This window comes from Rhizobium mayense, from assembly GCF_030272705.1.
Classification (GTDB): domain Bacteria; phylum Pseudomonadota; class Alphaproteobacteria; order Rhizobiales; family Rhizobiaceae; genus Rhizobium; species Rhizobium mayense.
Genome location: NZ_JARFYM010000026.1, coordinates 1 through 22,577, shown reverse-complemented (window position 1 = coordinate 22,577; position 22,577 = coordinate 1). Strand labels below are relative to the sequence as shown.

Genomic DNA, 22,577 nt, shown 5'->3' with positions numbered 1-22,577 from the left:
CCCATCTCGAAAGCACAGTGAACACATGAGCCCCGGATTTGTTCCGAAACCGCCTCAAGGTTTCAGACCGTTGCTCCCGTCATCGACCGCGCCGGTCTCTTCCCCATCACGGCCGACAAGGGGCGATGGTGCGCTAGTGAGGACGAGAAAGCAACAGCTTCATGCCGCCGGTGGAGCCGGGTTTTCGACTTCAATGCGAGGTTGCTTGTCGAACAGGGCAAACAGCAGGAAGCCGAAAAGGAAGCCGCCGATATGCGCATCCCAGGCGACCGGCTGGGCGCTATCGCCAACAATCGTGATGCCGAAAGCGACGAGCGCATTGCCGGCGATCCACATCACGATATAGGCAACGACCGTACGGCTGCGCAGCGAAGCCCGGATCGAGAGCCGCGGATTGAGATGCGCCTGCCGTATGCCGACGCGACGACTGTCCATCGCCGGAAAGGCAAAACGGCAGGCCGCTCCCATCAACCCTGAAACGACGCCCGAGGCGCCGATCAGCAAGCTTTGATCGCCCCAATAGATGGCGGCGTGCAGGAATGCCGATGCAGCCGCTGAAAGAATCCAGAAGATCACGTAGCGCGCAACGCCGATGCGACGCGCTACGGGCGCGGCAAAGACCATCAGCCACAGGCCGTTGAAGACGATGTGTTCGATGCTGCCATGCAGGAGCGAATAGGTAACGGGCGTCCACAGCCATTCCAGCCCCTGCTGCGACAGCGGGAAGGCATAGCGGGCGGGAATGAAGCTGAAGGTGAAATACAGCCAGTTCAGCGTATCGTCGGACCACCAGGGCAGGTTCTGAATAGCAAAGACGACGATCAACAGGCCAAGGCTTGCGAGGATGACAGGCGGCACGTTGAAGGCAGGAACGCGCTGCGGCGGCCGATTTTCCTCGGGCTCATGGCGCGGTGGCTCTGCATCATCCATGTCTTGCTCGGATCTCTTGAGAAGGGACTCGAGACATACAGCAGCAAATATCAAAAAAAAAGCCGTCCAACCCCGATGGACGGCTTGCTCGGGCGCCCCTCATTGGGATTTGCCGCAATGGTTTATGTCCCAACGCCCGATAGTCTGTGCTGAAGGTCACTTCGTGAAGTGATGGAATATTTCTCTCACTCACAGCCGCGTGAGGCAAATGAAACCCTCTATTAACCTTAACGTCTCGGCGTTGGCACGAAATAAGCAAGGCATTGCGCAAGGGCAATGAATGCCCCGGCATTTGACCTGAAACGGGACACGGACGCGTCATGCGGCAGAAAACCAGCATCGAGATATTTACCTATTGGGAGCAGCTTCGCGGCAACGCGGATGCGCCCCTGCGCAATTTGATACAGCCTTCGGCGGTCCGTCATATTCTGCCCGAGCTCTTTATTCTGGAGGCTGTGCCGCATGAGGCGCCGCGCTTTCGGCTGGCCGGGACGGCGATTTGCAGTCTCATGGGGCGCGAGCTTCGCGGCGAGAGTTTTACCGCGCTGTGGGCCGGCAGCCAGCCTGATGATCCCGTGCGTATCGCCGCCGGCGTGATGGCGCATGTGGTTCCTGCACTCATCAAGGCCACCGGTTACAGCATCAGCGGTTGCCACATGACGTTCGAAATGGTGCTGATGCCGTTGCGTTCGGCTGGCGATGTCTGTGATCGGCTGCTCGGCTGTCTGACGCCGATGGCACACTCACCATGGCTCGGTAGCGAACGCCTGGAGTTCCTGGCGCTCGACCGTAGCAGCCTGCTGTATGAGCGCCCTGCCCGCCCCGTTGAACTGCCATCTCATCCCGAACACGGAGATTTGATCTCCCGCCATGACAGTGTCGGTGTCGGTGCGCTGATGCGCCGCATGCTGAATCCAAAGACCGGCGCACACGATCAAGGACCGTCTGACCCATCGCGACACAGTTTCGGCCGTCGTCTCTAAGCTTTCCCTTAGGGAAGACAACCTTACCTTAATAAGTTTGGGCTAGTGATTGCACGAAACATAATTGGTTCAAGAAGCCCTTTCATGCATTCATTCCAGGCAGCCCAAACGACGCGGCCAAACCAAATGGCAGGGAATGCGCCTCGCAGGGATCAGGGGACCTTTCAGCGGGTTCCGATCAATATGCAGGGCCGCTTGATGTTGGCCAGTTACGAAGAGTTTGAATGCCTGGTTACCGACATGTCGCCAGGCGACATGTATGTGACCTGCCAGGGCCGTCCGCGCACCAATGAGCGTGTCGTGGCCTATATCGACCATCTCGGCCGTGTCGAGGGCCATGTCGTCGCCGTCGACGGCCGTGGCTTCAGCATGTCGATCAACGCGACTGACCGCAAGCGCGAAAAGCTCGCCGCTCAGCTCACTTGGCTCGCCAACAAGCATGAGCTCGGTCTACCGGAAGATCGTCGCCACGATCGCCTGACACCGCGCACCAACCTCAGCGAATTGACGCTGGAAGACGGAACGCACTATGTGTGCCGCATCATGGATCTGTCGCTCTCGGGTGCTGCCGTCGACGTCGAGGCACGTCCGCCGATCGGAACGCCGGTTCGTCTCGGCAACATGCGCGGCCGCGTCGTTCGCCACTTCATGGAAGGTGTCGCAATCGAATTTCTCTCGGTGCAATCCCGCGAGACGCTACGCGAGTTCCTCTAATCCCGTCATTGTGCTGTCATACCGACTCCGGAAATAGCGGCGTTTCCCCCTCTGTCTGCGGGATGGCCGATGAAGACGCTTTTTCCTGAAATCGAGCCCTACGATCAGGGAATGCTCGATGTTGGTGACGCCCACAGCATCCGCTGGACGCAATCGGGCAATCCGAACGGCGTTCCCGTCGTCGTCCTGCATGGTGGTCCGGGGTCGGGCAGTTCCGCGGGCACACGCCGCTTTTTCGATCCGGAACACTTTCGCATCATTCAATTCGATCAACGCGGCTGCGGCGGAAGCCTGCCGCATGCGTCCGAGCCGGAAGCCGATCTTTCCGCCAACACGACATGGCATTTGGTTGGCGACATCGAGCAGCTCCGGCTTTTTCTCGGTATCGAATGCTGGTTGGTCTATGGCAATTCCTGGGGCTGCACTCTGGCCCTGGTCTACGCTCAAGCGCATCCGGAACGCGTCGCAGCCCTCATTGTCGTTGGCATCACCATGACACGGCAATCCGAGATCGATTGGCTCTATAGCGGTCTGGCTCGCTTCTTTCCCGAGGAATGGGACCGGTTCCGTGCGGCCGTTCCGGAAAACGACCGCAGCGGCGATCTCGTTGCCGCATACCGTCGCCTCCTCTCCAATCCCGATCCAGCCATTCATCTCAAAGCGGCGAAGGATTGGCACGACTGGGAATCGGCATCGATCCTTGTCGACCCACGCGCGGCTTTACCCAGCCGCTGGTCTGATCCCCGATATGTTGCCGCAAGAGCGCGCATCATCACCCATTACTTCCACCATCGCGGCTGGCTGGACGAGAACCAGGTATTGCGGGACATCCAACGGCTTGCAGGCATTCCCTGCACGATGATCCAAGGTCGGCTCGATCTCGATGCGCCCGTTGTCACAGCATGGGAGCTGTCACGGGCATGGCCAGCGGCTAGATTGGTCATCGTTCCCAATTCCGCCCATTCGCCGGGAACGCTGGAGATGTCGGCAGTCATTGTCGAAGCGACAAACGAGTTCCGCACGATTGCCGCCGGCAAAAAAAATCAAAAATTTTTTTGAACGCCTCTTTCCCAAAATGGCACAACGCACGGGGAAACTCGGGTATCGCCGAGTCTCCGAGGATGTGGCGAGCAGAAGCGACTGTCTCGTTTCGGCTCAGCTATCGGCAAATGCTGTGCCCCTCTGATTTCTGCTGTCGAAACAAAAATCATTTGAAAACAATAGCATATGAGGAAACTCGGTACGCCGGCCCGAGCGGGAAAACATTCAAATTTTAGTCGAATTCTCAGAAAGTTTGATTCAAGGTTTGCTCTCATTTTATGACAATTCGATCCGCATTTGAATCAACTAAGTCCTTAATTTAACTGCGTAATTTTGCGCGGGATAAAAGCCTGCATGTCATTCTGATCCCAATAAAACAGGGACACGGACATGAGCTTTCAATTCCTTCTTCGCGGCTATGCCGCAATGGCTCTCTTTACCTTCGGCTGTCTCGGCTTCGCCCACGCGACGCCGGCCAATATGACGCTCACCGGCGACGCTGCGCCGCCGATCGGTCATTATGAGTTCTGCAAGGAAAATCCGAAGGAGTGTGCCTATGCTGGTGGCGATGCCGGTCCCGTCATCCTCACGGAAGATCGGTGGAAGACCATGCTGAAGATCAACTATGCGGTCAACACGACGATCAAGCCGATGACCGACATGGAACTCTATGGCGTCGAGGAAAAGTGGGCGATCCCGACCACGGCCGGTGACTGCGAGGATTTCGCGCTGCTGAAGCGCAAGGAACTGATTGAAGCCGGCTTTTCTGTCTCCGATCTTCTGATGACCGTCGTGCTGCAGCCGAATGGCGAAGGCCATGCCGTGTTGACGGTACGCACCGATCGCGGCGACTTCGTACTCGACAACATGCGCAACAAGGTGAAGCTCTGGTCGGATACCGAATACACCTTCCTGAAGCGCCAATCCGCCGACGATCCGGCCCGCTGGGTCAAGATACAGGATGGCCGCGCCGTCGCAGTCGGCAGCTTGAAGTAAGTCATCACCCCTCCACGCGATCGCCGGTGACCTAGCATCGGCGGTCTGGGCCAAAGGCTCCGGTCTGTCCCCGCATTTTTGTCCTGACCGGCGCCTCCGAGCCGTTCCCACTGTCCCGGGAACGGCTCTTTTTGTTTCCGGAGCCTGGATAGTCCGACTTCAGGAAAAGCGTCCGGCGGCTGGCCGTCTGAAATTGCGAAAAGCAAGAAGGTCGGGATGTTCTGCGATTCCGGCAAGGGCTTTGCTCCGCTGGCCCGAAATCTGCCCCGATTTTCAGAAAGGTATATGCGCCAATAAATATGCACACCAATTCATTCTTAACGACTCGTTAACCATCGTGGCGGCAATCATTCCATGACGAGACTCATCAGGGGTCTTGAGCCGCGGCGGGGACGTCATCGACGATGGTTTCCAAGGCGGAATGGAACCGAAGGCAAGAGCATGACCCCTCCTCTGTCGTCCGCCTCCGCGATAGACGAACAGCCGCTGATATCGAGCGGCCTGGTTTACCGTCTCACAGCCGGCGTTGCCGTGCTTGCTGCTCTCACTGTCGCCATCACCATTGGTGGCCGCTGGCTCGGTGAGAAGATCTCGCTGGCCGGCCATACGGACAGTATCACACCGGTCACGGTGACGATTGGCGAGGACACGTTGCGTCTTGGCGCCAATGCCATCCGCTTCCCGAGCGAGCGGGTAAACGGTGTCGCCGAGCGCGTCGATCTCTATCTCACTTGGCCGCAAATGCAGGGCTATAGAGATGCCGACCGTCTGCGCTTTGACGATATTTCGCAGTCCGCCTCGCTGATTTTCCTGCAGCTCAGCCAGAGCACCATGTCGCGCGACATGTCCGGCCGGCTGGAGCCGATCTATTCGCATCTGATGGACGGTGAAGCCTTCGCCGGTCCGCATGGATTGACGGCACATCGCCTGCGCGCAGATGCCGGCTATAGCGGCGAGGCGCTTCTGACAGCGCCGCGCGTCGGTGAGCCGGATTACGTCGTGCGCTGCATCCTGCCCTCCTCGCCGGATCAGGCGACCAGCGGCGACTGCCAGAGAGATATCAAGGTCGGCAAGGACCTCAGCGTGCTCTATCGCTTTTCCAGCAATCAACTTGGCGACTGGCAGAGGATGGATGATGCAGTCCGGAGCTTCGTCAACGCCCGCCTCGTCGATGCGCCCGGCGCGGGCGGCATCTCGGTAAGTGATGACTAAAATGACGCGGAAACTTGAAACCAACTGTTCATCATAAACCGATTGGTAACGCTAAGCCCCTACTCTTAAACCCCAACGGGCGTTCATGGAGGCGGCGGCCGGATAATTGAGAACGTAAATGCAAGCAGAGAGTGAAGTAGTGTCCAGATCAATTTTCTCCGTATCCTCATCGCACTCCGGCAACTTGCTGGCGAGGGTGCTGTTCGGTTTAGTAATCACGACGGCGACGGTGACGGTTACGGTCGATGCATCGAATGCAGCCGGCGGCCCGAAATACGCGGGCATAGTTATTGATGCGAACACCGGCAATGTTCTCTACAGCGAAAATGCGGATACGCTTCACTATCCAGCGTCGCTGACCAAGATGATGACGCTGTATCTGACGTTCGAGGCGCTCGAGGCCGGCCGGATCACACTCGATACCCCAGTCGTTTTTTCACAGCACGCAGCCTGGCAAGCCCCGACGAAGCTTGGCATCGGTACCGGCCGGTCGGTGACTGTTCGGGAGGCGATCCTTGGGATCGTCACCAAGTCTGCCAATGATGCGGCTATGGCACTTGGCGAAATGCTCGGCGGGTCGGAAGACAATTTTGCCCGCATGATGAACAACAAGGCGCACGCGCTTGGCATGACGCGCACGACCTATCGCAACCCGAACGGCCTGCCGAATACCGCGCAGATGACCACGGCGCGCGACCAGGCTCGTCTGGGCGTTGCCCTGCGTGAGCACTTCCCGCAATATTACGGCTTCTTCTCCCAGACGAGCTTCCGTCTCGGTAACCGGGTGATCCCGGGTCACAATCATCTGCTCGGCGCGATCCGCGGCGTCGACGGCATCAAGACGGGTTATACCCGCGCAGCTGGATACAACCTCGCCACGTCGGTGAAAGTCGACGGCCGGTCGATCGTCGGCGTAGTGCTCGGCGGCGCCTCGACACCTGCGCGCGACAACCAGATGCGCAAGCTGATCGCCGCTTACCTGCCACAAGCATCCACGAAGCATATTGCCTCCAACGTCGTTGCGCAGACGGCGACGGAAGCGCCTAATGTCCAGGCCGCAGGTGCTCGCATGGCTGCCGCCGGCAGCGCGAAGATGAGCAATGATGAAACCGCCGAGGCCGACGACGATCGTCAGCCGTCGAGCGCCGCGGCTTTTGCGGCGATAACACCGAAGTCGAACAATCCGCTGCTAGTGACCAAGCAGAAGCAACCAGCCGCAACCCAAGAAGTCGCCTCCATCGAGCCGGCATCTGCGGCGAATGACAGTGATGCGGACGAAGTCGACACCGTTACGACGGCTTCGACCCCTAGGTCCGATATCAAAGTCATCAAAACGCCGAAAATCGAGAGGGCCGAGAAGGTCGAAAAGCAAGAGAAGGCCACCAAGGCTGACGCCGGCCCCACCGGCTGGGTCGTCCAGATCGGCGTCTCTTCCAGCAAGGATGGCGCCAGCGATCTGCTCGACACCGCCAAGAACAAGGGCGGCAAGGCGCTGCGCTCGGCCAAGGCCTACACGCTTGCTTATGACGGCGGCTATCGCGCCCGCTTCGGCGGCTTCGAAGACCAGAATGCGGCTGTTAACGCCTGCAAAGCTCTCAAGAAGGCCGGCGTGAAGTGCTGGGCGAGCTTGGAATAGGGTGTGACACGGCGTTCCGTGCCGCATCGTTCAGAATTCTGCCGGATATCGCGCGGCGATATCCGGTCCTTCCGGCCTCAGATGTCTGTGAGGTCGGCCCTGAGTTTGTAATGTGTTACGGGGATGTGAAAATGGCGATGAACGAGAACTTCCCAGGTTTCTCGCTCGATGGCGCGGGAAAGACGAAATCGAAGAGCTTTGCTCTTCATCCGCTGCATGAGGCAGCGCTGCGGTTGGCCGATCTAGGCCTCAACCGCTCGCGTTCACGCAACAAGACGAAAGACCTGATCACTATCCTGCTCTGCCACGGTGCCCGCGCCTGGCGTTATTCGCAGCCGGAAGCCCACATCCACCTGCACATCACGTCGCCGAACGGCCAAGCCCCGGTGTTGATGCGGCTGCGCTGAGCGGCCGCTCTAAAGCAATCCCAGTTCGGAAAGTTCGCGGCGCAGATCGGCGGGCAATTCGTTGACGCCGCTGCCTAAGCTGTCGAGATCGCGCGGCGCATCCTCCTGCGGCAGATAGCGCCAGCCCTGAAAGGCCCGACGCGGCTGGCTGGCGGTTTCGATCACGCTCGGATCGAGAATAAGCCGGCAGCGGTGGATTCCATCGACATCCGTGAAGGTCTCGATACCCAGCAGCTTCTGCCGCGCCTGCACCTGCCCCTTGATTACCCAATAAAGCGAGCCGCCATCCAGCAGCTCATCCACGCGCTTCGGCACCATCCGGGTCGTATGGGTCGTATGAGGCTCCAGGCCGGCGGCGATGGCGCTCATCGCTCGCTCGGAAACCCATTCGCGCAGATCCTCTAGCGAGTCAGCGCCCACGCATAATTTAATGATATGCAAAGCCATGACGCCGTTGAAATCCTTTTGGCCCGCAGCGTCAAGCTTTTAGCGCCGGACGTCCACAAACTCGATATCATCCCAGTAAGGCCTTGAGCGATTCGCGGAGATATCGATGAGGTGTGCCGACAACTACCCCAGCAGTGAATGGACGATGGCGAATGAGCCAGATGACCTTGGATGGTCTCGTGCCGCTTTGATGAATGCTTATGAGTTTGCAGCCTCCATCGGGTCCTCAGCCATCATGATCGTGCAGGATGGATTCGTTGTAAGCGCCTGGGGGAACGCCGCCGATGTCACGGGCATTGCCTCGATGCGCAAAAGTCTGCTGAGTGCGCTGATCGGTACGCATGAAGCCGAAGGAATGATCGATCTGAACGCGACTCTCGCTGATCTCGGCATCGATGATTGCGAGCCGGCGCTGACACTTGTGGAGAAACAAGCGACCGTTGCAGACCTTCTGACGTCGAGATCGGGAATCTATCATGCCGCGGCCGACCAGAACCCAGCAACATTGCCTCCTCGTGGAATTCACCGCCCCGGAGCGCAGTGGTTCTACAACAATTGGAGCTTCAATATTCTCGGCGTCATCCTTGAGCGCCTGACCGGCGTTCCGATCGCGGAGGATTTTTCGCGCCGTATTGCGCAGCCATTGCAGATGCAGGATTTTCAGCCGGAGCATTTCTATTTCAAGACAATTCCCCAATCCGAGCATCCTGCCTACAAGATCAGAATGTCGGCTCGCGATCTCGCTCGCGTCGGCCTCCTCTTTATGAATTCGGGGCGATGGGATGGCGTGCAGCTCATTCCGGAGGAATGGGTTAGCCAAAGCGTTAAACCCTATACGGATCTCGGGCGCGGCGCCGGATTCGGTTACAGCTGGTGGACAGGGCGATACATACTACGTTCGACGGCGACGTCAGTGCACCACCCTCAGGAAGAGAAGCATTTTTACTGGGCCTCCGGTTTGGGCCACCAGTACATCATGGTCTTTCCGGCCATAGGAACGGTCATGGTTCACAGGGTGGCAAATTCCGATAACGGCCCACGTGGCGAGCAGATCGAGCAATTGCAGGCCATGCTTCTCGCCAGCCGCACAATCGGGGTGCCTTTGACCACACCGATCACTGAATGACCGTCGATCCCGGGCGATCTGACGGACCCGGCTGCTCAACACTCTACCACATTCACCGCGAGGCCGCCCGTTGAGGTTTCCTTGTACTTCTCGCTCATGTCGTAGCCGGTCTGGCGCATGGTTTCGATGCAGGCGTCGAGGGGCACGAAATGCTGGCCGTCACCTTTGATAGCGAGCGATGCAGCCGTCACGGCCTTGACGGCGCCGAGCGCGTTACGCTCGATGCAGGGCACCTGCACGAGGCCGGCGACAGGGTCGCAGGTCATGCCTAGATGGTGTTCCAGCGCGATTTCGGCGGCGTTTTCGATCTGCTCCGGCGTCGCGCCCATGACGGCGGCAAGCCCCGCAGCCGCCATAGCTGCCGCCGAGCCCACCTCGCCCTGACAGCCGACTTCGGCGCCGGAGATCGAGGCATTGTGCTTGATGATGCCGCCAACGGCAGCTGCGGTCAGCAGATAGTTGCGGATGCCATCCTGGTCCCAATCCTCGTGGAAATGCTGGTAGTAGCGGATTGTCGCCGGAATGACGCCGGCCGCGCCATTGGTCGGCGCGGTGACCACGCGCCCACCCGCGGCATTTTCTTCGTTGACCGCCATCGCGTAGACGCTCAGCCAATCGTTGGCGAGCAGCGGATTGATGCGGTTGCTGCGCCATTCTTCCTGCAGCTTGTCGTGGATGGCGCGCGCCCGGCGGCGCACCTTCAGGCCGCCTGGCATGATGCCCTCGACCTTCAGGCCACGATCGATGCAGTTGTTCATTGCCGCCCAGATGCGGTCGAGGCCGGCGTCGAGCTCTTCGCTGCTCATGCGGGTCTCTTCATTGGCCCGCTTCATCTGCGCGATCGAGAGACCGGAGCGCTCGGCCATATCGAGCATCTGCTTGGCGGTCGCAAAGGGGAACGGAATTCGCTCCCCGGAGGCGGCCTTCTTCTTGTCGGCGCGCATCTGTTCGAGCTCGGTGTCGGTGACGACGAAACCGCCGCCGACCGAATAATAGATGCGCTTGACGAGCAGGCGCTCGTCTTTGTCGAAGGCGGAAAAGCTCATGCCGTTGGCATGGCCCGGTAGCGGCACCTTCTTGTCGAAGATCAGGTCGGTCTTCGGCTGGAATTGATAGGTCGGATGGCCGGGCGGCGTGATGTGCCCACTGCGCTCCACCTCGTCGATGATGACATCCATCCGGTCGGGGTCGACCGCATCAGGCCGCTCACCCATCAAGCCGAGGATCACCGCCCTGCCCGTGCCGTGCCCGATGCCGGTATGGGCGAGCGAGCCGTGCAGGCTGACCTTGATCGAAGCGACATGCACATTCGAGGACGGCCGTGGCCACTCGTTCGAAAGCACGAGATCCAGAAAACGATTCGCGGCTGACATCGGGCCCATCGTGTGTGAACTGGAAGGCCCCACGCCGATCTTGAAAACATCGAAAACTGAAAGAAACATGGACCTTTGGTGCCTCCCCGGCAAATCGCGCAGCAGCAAGGCTACGCCATCAACGCGACCCTCTACGGCGATCGACCGACATCGGATTTCATGCCTGCGACATTACATGTAGGCATCTTATGGCGCAAACATAAGACCATTGCGCCCGAATGGACGTGCGCTACAGTCGACGGGCAAATGGACCTGGAGAATCTGCCTTCATGACGACCGCCGACTATGTCGCCCTCGCCCTCTTTGTTCTCCTCTGGGTCGCCCTGAACTGGATCACCAGTAGTACCCGTTTCTTCAACCGCCCCAGCCTGACGCTGGCAATGAACGAGCGGCGGCGCGAATGGATCTACAATTCGCTGCGCCGCGACCTGAAGATGATCGACACACAGATTCTGTCTGGCCTGCAGAACGGCACCGGGTTCTTCGCCTCCACATCGATCTTCGCCATCGGCAGTTGCTTCGCCTTGCTCGGCGCCACCGACAAAGTCAACGCCTTCTTCTCCGACATGCCTTTCGTCTTCAACGGCGGTCGCGGCGCCTTCGAGATCAAGGTGGCGGGTCTTGCCTGCCTATTCGGCTACGCCTTCTTCAAATTCGGCTGGGCCTATCGTCTGTTCAACTATTGCACCATTCTCTTTGGCGCCTTGCCGATGCGGGAGGACGCCGAACTCGACCCCTTGGGAGCGGAACGCGCCGCCGAGCGGGTGATCCGCATGAACATTATCGCCGCGCGCAATTTCAACGCGGGGCTAAGAGCCATCTTCCTCTCGATCGGCTATCTCGGTTGGTTTCTGAGCCCTTACGTATTCATGGTCACGACGATGTTCATCATCATCGTTCTGGTGCGCCGGCAGTTTTTTTCGGATGCCCGTCTGGCCATCATGGATATCGATGTGCCATGACATCGCGACGCCGGCGGTAATCAAGTCGGCGCCAACGACTTGAATTTATGCCTGGAAGGACCTGCCGATGGCCGTTATCGCCGAAAGCAACGATGCGCCGCAGAAACTGCCCCGCATCGGCATTCTGGACACGGCCCGCGGCATCGCGCTTCTGGCGATGGCGAGCTATCACTGTACTTGGGATTTCGAGTTCTTCGGCTATCTCGAACCGGGCACGGCGGAGACCGGCTGGCTGAAAATCTATGCCCGCGCCATTGCCAGCACCTTCCTGTTTCTCGCCGGCTTCAGCCTTGTGCTTGCCAACACACCCGAAATCCGCTGGCGGCCCTATTTCAAGCGCCTCGGCATGATTGTTGCTGCCGCTGCGGCGATCTCGATCGTCACCTTCATCGGCATGCGCGACGAGTGGATATTCTTCGGCATCCTGCATAGCATCGCCGCCGCCAGCATCATCGGTCTGCTCTTCCTACGCCTGCCCGCTTTCGCAACGCTGCTGATCGCTGCTTTGCTCCTCGTCGGCATCCTCGTCGATAATGTAATCGCACCGTTTTCGCTACATTCCGCTGTCTTCGATGCGCCCTGGTTCTATTGGATCGGCTTGTCGGAGAGCCTGCCGCGTTCGAACGATTATGTGCCGCTCTTCCCCTGGCTGACGCCCTTCCTTTTTGGCCTCGGCATGGCGCAACTGGCGTCATCGCTTGGATGGCTTCGGTCATTGGCAAAGCTCGGTCCCGGGCGGAACCTGATCGCCCGTGCCGGCCGCCACAGCCTGATCTTCTATCTCGTGCACCAGCCGGTGCTCTTCGGCCTCGTCTATCTCCTTTCGCTGGTCGCACCCGCGCCGCCGCCCGACCCCACCGTCACCTATGTGAGGCAATGCCAGGCTTCCTGCGTCCGGTCGGGTACCGAAGCCATGTGCCACAGCTTCTGCCAGTGCACGCTCGATAAATTGCAGGCGCAAAACCTCTTTACGCCCCTGGAATCCGGGGCAATCAGAGCAGATAGCGATGAGCGAATAAACCGAATCGCGTTACTGTGTTCGGAGCAAGCGCAATGACAGGGTTATTCTATGAATGCCTATCGTTCCAAGTCGCTGAGTTTTCCATGGCCGCCTTTAGTTTATAGTCTTGCAGTTATAGCGGCGCTTTATCTGAAACAGGACTATCCTGTGTACTTGCCCCATCTTTGGGCACTCATCGCCTGGGGCATCGGCGCTCTTTTGACCATTGTCGCCGTCACCCTGAACGTTTGGGCGGTGAAGACATTGATAGATAGCCGCACGACCGTGCTGACGCAGCGCTGCACGGCGCATCTGGTAACCAAGGGACCGTTCCGCTTTACCCGCAATCCGACCTACCTTGGTTACACATTGCTGATGGCAGGTCTCGGTTTGATGATCGGCAATGTCTGGTTCGTCGCCATGGCCGCCGTGGCGGCGGCCTTGACCACGCTACTGGTCATTCGCTGCGAGGAGATGCATCTGCTCTCCCGCTTCGGCTGCGAATTCGAGTTCTACTGTAGGCGTACGCGGCGGTGGCTTTGATATCGTGCCGCACGATCGCTCGCAGAATCGTTCAGTCGCTGCTTATCGGTTTTCAATAAGGAATAAAATACGACCGATCTTCGTTCTCGTGCGTTGCACCAGGTCCATCGCGACTGAATCATTTTCACCGGCATAAAGATCGAACTCACCGACTTTTTTCCCATGAGAAACTCCTTCCAGCCGGGTCGATGTTTTCCAGGTTAGAAAAGAGCAGTTGAGGCCGCCGCACTGGACGCTAACTTGGCCCGCCAAATATAGATTCGAATCAATGGTAACGCTCAGCTGAACCTGAGTGTCCTGGTTGTCGATAAGCTGACAGCGAATATGAATTTGGCAAATGAGTTGGCCATAGATCGCATCCTTGCCATCCAGCAAAAGGGCGTAGGCAACCGGGATGTCGGCATTGTCGTTATCCGCCGCTTGGGTGTTTCTGACATTGAACGGAAAGAGCGCGATCCCTATCGCGAAGACGAACCAAAATCTTGTCGCCATACGCCATAACCCTCTGTGAACGCTCCGTTTCTACAAAGTGTTCTCGTTGAAATTGTGGCGATGAGGAAGAATCTTATACTTTAACGGCAGTAATCAGGTACCTACACCAATTTCGGCCAGGCGCCCAAGGCAAGCCTCTTCGACATTGTCGAGTTCCGTCAGCGTGTCTTCGATATCCTTGCGCTTCTGGCGTAGCTCCTCGCGCTTTTCGTCGACGCGCTTCATCAGGAGTTTCAACTGGCCGATCTCGCCCGGCGGCTCCTTGTAGACCTGGATAATCTCGCGAATTTCGGCAATGGTGAAGCCGATGCGGCGGCCGCGCAAGATTTCCTGAATCAGGCGGCGGTCGGCTGGCCGAAACAAGCGTGTACGCCCCCTGCGTTCCGGATGGATAAGACCTTCGTCCTCGTAGAAACGCAGCGTCCGGGTGGAGACCCCGAATTCCCGCGTCAGCTCCGTTATGCTATAGTATCTGTCCAACAATGGTCCGCCTTTATCTCGCAAGGCGCATCATATTGACTTTTACGTAATAGTCAATTTCCGCAGGACGGCGGCAAGCCTTCGCATCTCGGACAAGGGCTTTAGATTCAAAATATTAAAGCATACTTTGTACGTTCCGATGAACTCATCTACGCCTTAATGAATGGCGAACCACCAGGTCGCCAGCCCCAGGAACGAGAAATATCCCGTACAATCCGTGACCGTGGTGACGAATGCCGACGAAGCGATGGCCGGGTCGGCGCCGAATCGATGCAGCACCAACGGTAGGAGAATTCCGCCAAGCGCGGCTGCGACGAGATTGATGATCATCGCAGCGGCGATGACGATGCCGAGCTGGAAATCGTGGAACCAGAAAGTGGCGATCGCGCCCATGATGATGGCGAAGAGAATGCCATTGAGGAAGCCGACGCTCGCTTCCTTTCGGATGACTCGGAAGGCGTTGTAGATATCGAGGTCGCCGGTTGCGAGCGCGCGCACGGTGACCGTCATCGTCTGCGTGCCGGCATTGCCACCCATGGAGGCGACGATCGGCATCAGCACTGCAAGCGCAACCATTTTCTCAATCGCGCCATCGAACACATTGATAATACTAGAGGCCAGGATCGCCGTAATCAGATTGATCGCCAGCCAGACAAAGCGTGAGCGCACTGTCGAGGGGATGCTGTCGGACAGCTCTTCGTCGCCGACGCCGCCGAGGCGCTTGATGTCCTCGTCCGCCTCCTCGTGAATGACGTCGACCACGTCGTCGATGGTCAGGACACCGACAAGGCGTTCGTTTTCGTCAACGACGGCGGCAGACAGCAGGTCGTACTGTTCGAAGACCTGCGCCGCCTCTTCCTGGTCCATCTCGGCCGGAATCGGGTGCGAGGTCTCGCGCATGATGCTCTCGACCTTGGTCTGCCGCTTGGCGCGCAGTATACGGTCGAGGTCGACGCTGCCGAGCAGCTTGAAAGTCGGATCGATGACGAATATCTGGGTAAAAGCTTCCGGCAGTTCCTCCTCTTCGCGCATGTAGTCGATGGTCTGGCCCACCGTCCAGAATGGCGGCACGGCAATGAATTCCGTCTGCATGCGGCGGCCGGCCGACTGCTCAGGATATTCGAGGGCACGCCGCAGTCGTACCCGCTCGGTGAACGGCAGCTGCGACAGGATCTCGTCGCGGTCTTCCTGGTCGAGGTCTTCAAGAATGTAGACGGCATCGTCCGAATCGAGCTCGCCGATAGCGGCGGCGATCTGATCGTTCGGCAGCTGGTCGACGATCTCCATGCGGATCGCCTCGTCCACCTGCGTCAGCGCGGTCATGTCGAAGTCGTCGCCGAGCAATTGCACCAGCGTCAGACGTTGGTCGGGGTGCAGCGATTCCAGCAGGTCGCCGAGCTCGGATTCGTGCAGCCGGACGACATTCTGTTGCAGGAATGGAATATCGCGCCGCTCGATCGCGTCGCTGACTTCGGTCAGGAAGTCGGAGCGGACGACGCCGTCCTCGTCGTAGATATCAGGATGGGTTTCTGTGGAGGCCTTGCGAACGCGCTCGTCTTCGTCGGTCGTCGTCATTTGCCGCCTCGCTTCCTGCTTCTGCTCATGGAAATTCGAGATTTCCTCTTGGAGAATGACGGCAAAAAGCTGATTGTCAACAATTGGATAGACGGAAATGCTGACATTTTATGTTGTGTCTGTAAGACAGTGGCGCAAGCCTCGTCTTGCCCCTATCCTTAGGTGGCGAACATGTCGTCCCATCAACAGAGAGATCCGTGCCAGTCCGTCCCATCATCCGTTTCCCCGACCCGTTGTTGAAGGCCATTTGCGCGCCCGTAACAGCCTTCGACGATGGTTTGCGCGGGCTCGCCATCGATCTCCTGGACACCATGCGCGCCGCTCCCGGCGTCGGAATCACCGCTGCCCATATCGGCGTGCTTCAGCGTGTCACCGTTGTCGAGCTCAGCCGTGAAGACGGCGTGCGCACCTACGTCAATCCGGAGATCCTCTGGTTTTCCGAGGAGACGATGCGGCACATGGAGGGCAGCGTCTCCATGCCCGGTTTCACGGATGAGATCGTCAGGCCGAAGGCGATCCGCTTCCGCTACCAGGATATTGAAGGTCGAGCGCATGAAGCGGAAGCCCACGGGTTTCTTGCCATTTGCATTCAGCATGAAGTCGACCAGCTCGACGGTCTGTTCTGGCTGCAGCGTCTTTCGAAATTGAAGCGCGACCGGCTGGTGAAGAAATGGGAAAAGGCGAAAGTCTGATTCGACATTCGCACAAAAAAATGCGGGCGCCTTTGAAGCGCCCGCCTGACTGTCTGCATGACGCGGCAGGTCAGCCCTTCAGCTTGGTGTTGCAGAGGCTGTAAAAGCCGCCGCCCTTCTGGATCCACTTCAGGCCGGCAAGGGTGTTCTTGGCCTTGTTGTCGTTATAGGCATCGACACAGGTATGGAAGCGGCCCTTGCCGGGCGTTTCGCTCGCATATTTGGGATCGACGGCCTTGGGGAAGACCACGCCGGCCGGCGCGGCGGTCGTTGCCTTCGGCGGCTCTTTGGCCGGCGGGTTGGCGGCATCAGGCTCTTCGGTGGTGGCCTTGGCGGCAGCTGTCGTCTTGGCTGTGGTGGTCGTCTTGGCCGGTGCAGTGGTCGTCGGCGCGGTGGTGGTAGTAGCGCTTGCGTCAGCGGCGCACTGGGAGGCGCGGAAATCATTCCACGACTGGCCGTTCAGGGTGCCCGCCGTCTTGGCGGCCTGATACTTGGCACTGCATTCCTTCATCGTCAGCGCAGAAGCCGGCGATGAGAGGGCCATCGAGCCCACAACTGCAAGAGACGCAAAAGACATCAACAGGATGGCACGACTGGTCATTGGCAAATCCTCCGCTCTATGACGAGTGTCGAAACTATTAAGCATCCCCGCCCCTTCGCTTGTCAATTGACGCACGAGTCGTGAGCGATCAGCGACACCATATGGGGAAGAACATGAACGGCAACTGTACGGAAATAACGATCAGAAAGAGCATTTTACTCTGAGATGCAATCCTGAAAGGAAATGGTGGTTCCGGTCGCCAAAAAAGCAAAAAACCCGCCGAAGCGGGTTTTTGGTGCGGTCGAGAAGACTCGAACTTCCACGGGTTGCCCCACAGCGACCTCAACGCTGCGCGTCTACCAATTCCGCCACGACCGCATCGTGGTAGGGCCGGATTTCTCCGGCGCGGCTGCATGTAGCAAAAGCATTCGGGGGGCACAAGAGCGATGTGTCAGATTTTTTAACATTCGCACACAGGTCCTCTGGCGGCGCTCCGGGATTTCCGACATCGGTCCCGTAGATGTTTGAAATCTTGTCCAAATGGCTCCATATGTTGATAACCCGTCGGCGCGCCAAATTTCTACGAGAACCGTCTGTCGAATGGGCGTAAAGGACTTGCGGATGATGCTACGCACCGATCTTCAACATCAAATGTTTCCGCTTGCCGGCTCGCCGCCCGTGCGTTGGCGCATCACCGATGGTCTGGTGCCCTATGACGAGGCGGTGGCGACCATGGAGACGGAGGTGGCCGCGATCGCCGAAGGTCTGGCGCCGGAGCTCGTCTGGCTGGTCGAGCATCCTCCATTATATACTGCAGGCACCAGCGCCAATGCAGCTGACCTCATCGAACCCGATCGCTTCCCGGTCTTCGCCACCGGGCGCGGCGGCGAATATACCTATCACGGCCCCGGCCAGCGCGTCGCCTATGTCATGCTGGATCTGAAGCGCCGGCGCCAGGATATCCGCGCCTTCGTGGCCGCTCTGGAAGAAGTCATCATCCGGACCCTCGATTCGATGAACGTCCGCGGCGAGCGCCGCGAGGATCGTGTCGGCGTCTGGGTGCGCCGCCCGGAGAAACCGCTGCTGCCGGATGGAACCATGGCCGAAGACAAGATCGCCGCCTTCGGCATCCGCGTGCGCAAATGGGTGACGTTTCATGGCCTATCCCTGAACGTCGATCCTGATCTCAGCCACTTCTCGGGCATAGTGCCCTGCGGCATCTCCGCTTACGGCGTCACCAGCCTCGTCGACCTCGGCCTGCCGGTGATGATGGCGGATGTGGATATCCGCCTGCGGGAGGCTTTCGAGCAGGTATTCGGCGATACTGCGAATGAGCCTCGATGAGGCTCAGTGCGCGACGTCCTTGCTGACATTGCGCAGCCGGATTTGATGATCCAGTCTCTCGAGCTGGCGCGTCGTCGTCTCGATCAGACGGCCGATTTCCTGGTGGGCAGAGCGCAGCCGCGAAAGCTCGATCTTGACGGCTTCCAGCGCCCGTACGTCGCTGTCCTCACCCGGTCCATCGCCCGCGCCCGTCATCAGCCAGGCCGGTGAAACGCCGAACATCGCGGCCATTTTGACCAGAACGGATGGTTGTGGTTCCGCACGATCCGATTCCCAGGCGAGCATCGTTTCCTGCCTCACCCCCAACTGGCTTGCCAGCGATTCGAGGCTGATGCCGGCGGCATCACGAGCCATGGAAAGGCGCCCACCCAGAGTATCGTCGCCTTCATCGGAAAAAACGGTCGTTTCTTGTTCCGTCTTCAACATCGGTGCGATCCTTATCTTGGTCACGCCGATGAATTTCTGAGCGGCGCGCTTATTTTTTTAGCGGTTTCTCCAGTCAGACATAGGTCTAAGGGCGTCATGTCGCCACCGCGATCTGGCCATATTGGCAAAGTCCGCCGTTTTGCGCTGAATGGTGTGATGAAATGGCCACGGTATGTTGATACCATGCCTTGAACGGACGACGTTCCTGTGTTTGATGGCCCGTCATGTCCGATATGTCAGCCTCTTCCACCCATCAGAATCCGCTGCAAGGCATGGTGATCATGGCCAGTGCCATGGTCGTGCTGCCGGTGATGGACGCGATCGCCAAATATATGGCGACCTTCGAGGCAATGTCGCCGGGACAGGTGACTTTCTACCGCTTCTTTTTCCAGCTCGTCTGCACCCTGCCGCTGCTCTTCGCCGCCTTCGGATGGGCAGCACTTTCGGCCAAGCGCCCCTGGGTGAACCTCTTGCGCGGCGCGCTGCACGGTGCGGCGAGCCTGCTGTTCTTCGTGGCGGTCAAATATATGCCACTTGCCGATGTCTTCGCGATCTATTTCGTCGAACCCTTCATGCTGGCAGCACTCTCGGCGCTGTTTCTTGGCGACAAGGTCGGTTGGCGGCGGTGGCTGGCAATCGTCGTCGGCTTCGGCGGCGCGATGATCGTCATTCAACCGAGTTTCGAGATTTTCGGCTGGAAGGCCCTGCTGCCGGTGGCCTGCGCCTTTCTTTACGCGGTTTATCTCTTCATGAACCGGGCGGTCGGCATGGCGGATTCGCCCTTGACCATGCAGACCATGGCCGGCGTTGGCGGTACGATCTTCATGGCCGTGGCGCTCTGGATAGGGGCATCGGCTGGCGTTGCCGATTTTGCACCGTCCGTGCCCGCTTCCTGGCTCGGCCTCGTGCTGCTGCTGATTCTCGGCTCGATCTCCGGCTATGCGCATATGCTGGTCGTCCGCGCCTTCCGGCTGGCGCCGCTGTCGCTGCTGGCGCCGTTCCAGTATTTCGAGATCATCTCGGCAACCATTCTGGGTTATGCGCTGTTCGGGGACTTTCCAAATCTTTCCAAATGGATCGGCATCCTGATCATCGTCGGATCGGGCCTCTTCATCATCTGGCGCGAGCGTGTTCAGTCGCGATCGATGAAATCAGCCTGAATAGGCCGATCTTCCGCATGGACCGCCGGTGCGATTTATGGCTAAAACGCTGATAGGGCTATGCATTGGGCGGAGTTTCCATGTTCAAGAAAATCCTGATCGCCAACCGGGGCGAAATCGCCGGCCGCGTGATCAAGACTGCGCGCCGGATGGGGATTTCGACCGTTGCGGTCTATTCCGACGCCGATCGTGATGCCCTGCATGTCGAAATGGCCGATGAGGCCATCCATATCGGTGCAGCCCCCGCGGCCGAAAGCTATCTCGTCGCTGAAAAGATCATCGCCGCCTGCAAGGAAACCGGCGCCGAAGCGGTGCACCCAGGCTATGGCTTCCTCTCCGAGCGCGCTTCATTTTGCGAGGCACTGGAGCAGGAAGGCATCATCTTCATCGGTCCGAAGCCGAAGGCGATCAAGGCGATGGGCGACAAGATCGAATCGAAGAAATTCGCCAATGCCGCCAAGGTTTCGACGGTGCCCGGCTATCTCGGCGTCATCGACGATGCTGACCACGCCGAAAAGATCGCCTCCGAGATCGGCTATCCCGTTATGATCAAGGCATCGGCCGGCGGCGGCGGCAAAGGCATGCGCATCGCCTGGAGCAAGGGCGAAGTGCGCGACGGTTTCGAGCGCGCCCGCTCCGAGGCCAAGAGCTCTTTCGGCGACGACCGCGTTTTCATTGAGAAATTCGTGGTCGATCCGCGCCACATCGAAATCCAGGTGCTCGCGGATGCCCACGGCAATGTCGTCTATCTCGGCGAGCGTGAATGTTCCATCCAGCGACGGAATCAGAAAGTTGCGGAAGAGGCGCCCTCGCCTTTTCTCGATGAGGCCACACGAAAGGCCATGGGCGAACAGTCCGTCGCGCTCGCCAGAGCGGTCGATTATCAGAGCGCCGGAACGGTGGAATTCATCGTCGACCGCGATCGCAAATTCTATTTCCTCGAGATGAACACCCGCCTGCAAGTCGAACATCCGGTAACGGAACTCGTTACCGGCATCGATCTCGTCGAGCAGATGATCCGCGTCGCTGCCGGCGAAGAGCTGCCTTTTGCGCAGGACGATATCAAGCTGAACGGCTGGGCGATCGAAAGCCGCCTTTACGCCGAGGACCCCTATCGCAATTTCCTGCCTTCGATCGGCCGGCTGACGCGCTATCGTCCGCCGCGCGAGGGCAAGAGCGGCAACAGCATTGTCCGCAATGATACCGGCGTCTTCGAGGGCGCTGAAATCTCGATGTATTATGACCCGATGATCGCCAAGCTCTGCACCTGGGCACCGACGCGGCTTGAAGCGGTCGACGCAATGGGCGAAGCGCTGGATGGCTTTTTGGTCGACGGCATCGCACACAACATGCCGTTCCTGTCGGCACTGATGAAACATCCGCGCTGGCGCGAAGGCCGCCTTTCCACGGGTTTCATCGCTGAGGAATATCCGGACGGCTTTGCGGCGATGACACCGGACGGCGCCGAATCCGCCATGCTCGCTGCCGTCGCTCTTTCCTGCGCCCTTGTCGACGCCAACCGGCGGGAGCGCTACGCCGACAGGTTGCGACAGGCGACGGGCCCGTTGCGTGAGGAGTGGATCGTCAAGCTTGGCGCGGGCTATATTCCCGTAACGCTGCAGGACGGGCTCGTGATCATCCCATTCGAGATGGACATGCGGATCAACGGCGCGACCCTGCCGGTCGCGACCGATTGGCGCCCGGGTGACGCCATCTGGGCTGGAACGGTCGGCGGGCGGAAGATGACGGTCCAGATCCGTCCCTTCCTCAACGGCTTGCGCCTCGACTGGCAGGGCCTCTCGGTCCAGGCCAAGATCTTTACGCCGCGCCAGGCGGAGCTCGACAAGCTGATGCCCGTCAAACTGCCGCCAGATACCTCGAAGCTGCTGCTCTGCCCCATGCCCGGCCTCGTCGTCGCCATTGCGGTGGCTCAAGGCCAGGAGGTCAAGGCCGGCGAGACGCTGGCGATCGTCGAGGCGATGAAGATGGAGAACGTCCTTCGGGCCGAGCGAGACCTTATTGTCGGCAAGATCAACGCCAAGCCCGGCGAAAGCCTCGCCGTCGATGCGGTAATCATGGAATTCGCCTAATCCGTATTCGCTACTAAACCTCCGCTTTTTCGCTTGAGCCGTCTGGCGCGACCATGCCAATGTCGCACTAGCCAAATCATTAATTTAGAAGGGATGAGACGATGGACGTACGCGCCGCCGTAGCCGTTGCCGCTGGAAAACCGCTCGAAGTCATGACTGTGCAGCTCGACGGCCCGAAGGCCGGCGAGGTGCTGATCGAGGTCAAGGCGACGGGCATCTGCCACACCGACGATTTCACCCTCTCAGGCGCCGATCCGGAAGGCCTGTTTCCGGCGATCCTCGGCCATGAGGGCGCCGGCATCGTCGTTGATGTCGGCCCGGGTGTGACCTCGGTGAAGAAAGGCGACCACGTCATTCCGCTTTATACGCCCGAATGCCGCGAATGCCCCTCCTGCCTCAGCCGCAAG

The 22,577-nt window shown here is 59.1% G+C and carries 24 protein-coding genes and 1 tRNA gene; 16 read left to right on the top strand and 9 right to left on the bottom strand.

The annotated features are described in order from the left end of the window. Positions 1–159: 159 nt before the first annotated feature. On the bottom strand, positions 160–930 hold the full coding sequence (locus PY649_RS24820; RefSeq protein WP_285871478.1) for a rhomboid family intramembrane serine protease: 771 nt from the start codon (positions 928–930) through the stop codon (positions 160–162). Positions 931–1,250: 320 nt separating this feature from the next. Here PY649_RS24820 and PY649_RS24815 point away from each other — a divergent pair, with 320 nt between their 5' ends. The 7 genes from PY649_RS24815 to PY649_RS24785 all read left to right on the top strand — a co-directional run bounded on the left by PY649_RS24815 (position 1,251) and on the right by PY649_RS24785 (position 7,919). Beyond that, complete coding sequence (locus PY649_RS24815) at positions 1,251–1,913, top strand: PAS domain-containing protein (RefSeq protein ID WP_285871477.1); 663 nt, start codon at positions 1,251–1,253, stop codon at positions 1,911–1,913. 84 nt (positions 1,914–1,997) lie between these two features. Continuing rightward, positions 1,998–2,627, top strand: coding sequence for a PilZ domain-containing protein (locus PY649_RS24810; protein ID WP_285871476.1), 630 nt, complete (start codon positions 1,998–2,000; stop codon positions 2,625–2,627). Positions 2,628–2,696: 69 nt separating this feature from the next. Next, positions 2,697–3,686 (top strand): prolyl aminopeptidase, encoded by a 990-nt coding sequence (pip, locus tag PY649_RS24805; RefSeq protein WP_285871475.1) that lies wholly within the window; start codon positions 2,697–2,699, stop codon positions 3,684–3,686. A 372-nt stretch (positions 3,687–4,058) separates the two neighbouring features. Next, positions 4,059–4,664, top strand: coding sequence for a transglutaminase-like cysteine peptidase (locus tag PY649_RS24800; protein ID WP_432761400.1), 606 nt, complete (start codon positions 4,059–4,061; stop codon positions 4,662–4,664). Positions 4,665–5,105: 441 nt separating this feature from the next. Beyond that, entirely contained in the window at positions 5,106–5,876 is a 771-nt protein-coding gene (locus PY649_RS24795; RefSeq protein WP_285871474.1) for a hypothetical protein, read from the top strand. A gap of 118 nt (positions 5,877–5,994) precedes the next feature. Beyond that, a complete protein-coding gene (locus tag PY649_RS24790) occupies positions 5,995–7,512 on the top strand; it encodes a serine hydrolase (protein WP_285871473.1) in 1,518 nt (505 codons plus the stop codon). A gap of 131 nt (positions 7,513–7,643) precedes the next feature. Beyond that, positions 7,644–7,919, top strand: a complete 276-nt coding sequence (locus PY649_RS24785; RefSeq protein ID WP_285871471.1) for a hypothetical protein — start codon at positions 7,644–7,646, stop codon at positions 7,917–7,919. Positions 7,920–7,928: 9 nt separating this feature from the next. Here PY649_RS24785 and PY649_RS24780 read toward each other — a convergent pair whose 3' ends face one another. Continuing rightward, entirely contained in the window at positions 7,929–8,366 is a 438-nt protein-coding gene (locus tag PY649_RS24780; protein ID WP_285871470.1) for a DUF1489 family protein, read from the bottom strand. 106 nt (positions 8,367–8,472) lie between these two features. On the opposite strand from PY649_RS24780, the gene PY649_RS24775 reads away from it, so the two are divergent. Continuing rightward, positions 8,473–9,492 (top strand): serine hydrolase domain-containing protein, encoded by a 1,020-nt coding sequence (locus PY649_RS24775; RefSeq protein WP_285871469.1) that lies wholly within the window; start codon positions 8,473–8,475, stop codon positions 9,490–9,492. A gap of 35 nt (positions 9,493–9,527) precedes the next feature. Here the strand turns inward: PY649_RS24775 and PY649_RS24770 are convergent, their stop codons facing one another. Continuing rightward, the gene (locus PY649_RS24770; RefSeq protein WP_285871468.1) at positions 9,528–10,934 is read right to left on the bottom strand and encodes an L-serine ammonia-lyase; all 1,407 of its coding nucleotides are present in this window, start codon (positions 10,932–10,934) and stop codon (positions 9,528–9,530) included. 200 nt (positions 10,935–11,134) lie between these two features. Between PY649_RS24770 and PY649_RS24765 the strand changes: the two genes are divergently transcribed. The 3 genes from PY649_RS24765 to PY649_RS24755 all read left to right on the top strand — a co-directional run bounded on the left by PY649_RS24765 (position 11,135) and on the right by PY649_RS24755 (position 13,370). Then, positions 11,135–11,827, top strand: a complete 693-nt coding sequence (locus PY649_RS24765; RefSeq protein ID WP_285871467.1) for a DUF599 domain-containing protein — start codon at positions 11,135–11,137, stop codon at positions 11,825–11,827. Positions 11,828–11,894: 67 nt separating this feature from the next. Continuing rightward, positions 11,895–12,884 carry an acetyltransferase domain-containing protein gene (locus PY649_RS24760; protein ID WP_285871466.1) on the top strand — a complete coding sequence of 330 codons (990 nt, stop codon included), beginning with the start codon at positions 11,895–11,897 and terminating at the stop codon, positions 12,882–12,884. 12 nt (positions 12,885–12,896) lie between these two features. Beyond that, entirely contained in the window at positions 12,897–13,370 is a 474-nt protein-coding gene (locus tag PY649_RS24755; RefSeq protein WP_285871465.1) for a methyltransferase family protein, read from the top strand. A 42-nt stretch (positions 13,371–13,412) separates the two neighbouring features. Here PY649_RS24755 and PY649_RS24750 read toward each other — a convergent pair whose 3' ends face one another. From PY649_RS24750 to mgtE, 3 genes are all read right to left on the bottom strand, one after another. Continuing rightward, complete coding sequence (locus tag PY649_RS24750) at positions 13,413–13,862, bottom strand: hypothetical protein (RefSeq protein WP_285871463.1); 450 nt, start codon at positions 13,860–13,862, stop codon at positions 13,413–13,415. Between the two features lie 93 nt (positions 13,863–13,955). Further along, on the bottom strand, positions 13,956–14,342 hold the full coding sequence (locus PY649_RS24745) for a MerR family transcriptional regulator (RefSeq protein WP_028753287.1): 387 nt from the start codon (positions 14,340–14,342) through the stop codon (positions 13,956–13,958). A 156-nt stretch (positions 14,343–14,498) separates the two neighbouring features. Next, positions 14,499–15,917, bottom strand: coding sequence for a magnesium transporter (gene mgtE / locus PY649_RS24740; RefSeq protein WP_285871462.1), 1,419 nt, complete (start codon positions 15,915–15,917; stop codon positions 14,499–14,501). Positions 15,918–16,114: 197 nt separating this feature from the next. On the opposite strand from mgtE, the gene PY649_RS24735 reads away from it, so the two are divergent. After that, positions 16,115–16,609, top strand: coding sequence for a peptide deformylase (locus PY649_RS24735; RefSeq protein WP_285871461.1), 495 nt, complete (start codon positions 16,115–16,117; stop codon positions 16,607–16,609). A gap of 70 nt (positions 16,610–16,679) precedes the next feature. On the opposite strand, the gene PY649_RS24730 is transcribed toward PY649_RS24735, so the two are convergent. Further along, a complete protein-coding gene (locus tag PY649_RS24730; protein ID WP_285871460.1) occupies positions 16,680–17,210 on the bottom strand; it encodes a hypothetical protein in 531 nt (176 codons plus the stop codon). A gap of 233 nt (positions 17,211–17,443) precedes the next feature. Then, positions 17,444–17,528, bottom strand: a tRNA-Leu gene (locus PY649_RS24725). A 246-nt stretch (positions 17,529–17,774) separates the two neighbouring features. Between PY649_RS24725 and lipB the strand changes: the two genes are divergently transcribed. Then, complete coding sequence (gene lipB, locus PY649_RS24720) at positions 17,775–18,494, top strand: lipoyl(octanoyl) transferase LipB (protein ID WP_285871566.1); 720 nt, start codon at positions 17,775–17,777, stop codon at positions 18,492–18,494. A gap of 3 nt (positions 18,495–18,497) precedes the next feature. On the opposite strand, the gene PY649_RS24715 is transcribed toward lipB, so the two are convergent. Next, positions 18,498–18,920 (bottom strand): helix-turn-helix domain-containing protein, encoded by a 423-nt coding sequence (locus PY649_RS24715; protein ID WP_285871458.1) that lies wholly within the window; start codon positions 18,918–18,920, stop codon positions 18,498–18,500. 233 nt (positions 18,921–19,153) lie between these two features. Between PY649_RS24715 and PY649_RS24710 the strand changes: the two genes are divergently transcribed. From PY649_RS24710 to PY649_RS24700, 3 genes are all read left to right on the top strand, one after another. Beyond that, the gene (locus tag PY649_RS24710) at positions 19,154–20,080 is read left to right on the top strand and encodes a DMT family transporter (RefSeq protein ID WP_285871564.1); all 927 of its coding nucleotides are present in this window, start codon (positions 19,154–19,156) and stop codon (positions 20,078–20,080) included. A gap of 80 nt (positions 20,081–20,160) precedes the next feature. Further along, entirely contained in the window at positions 20,161–22,170 is a 2,010-nt protein-coding gene (locus tag PY649_RS24705) for an acetyl-CoA carboxylase biotin carboxylase subunit (RefSeq protein WP_285871457.1), read from the top strand. A 101-nt stretch (positions 22,171–22,271) separates the two neighbouring features. Then, positions 22,272–22,577: alcohol dehydrogenase catalytic domain-containing protein (locus PY649_RS24700; RefSeq protein WP_285871456.1), on the top strand; the 306-nt coding region annotated here is incomplete at its 3' end.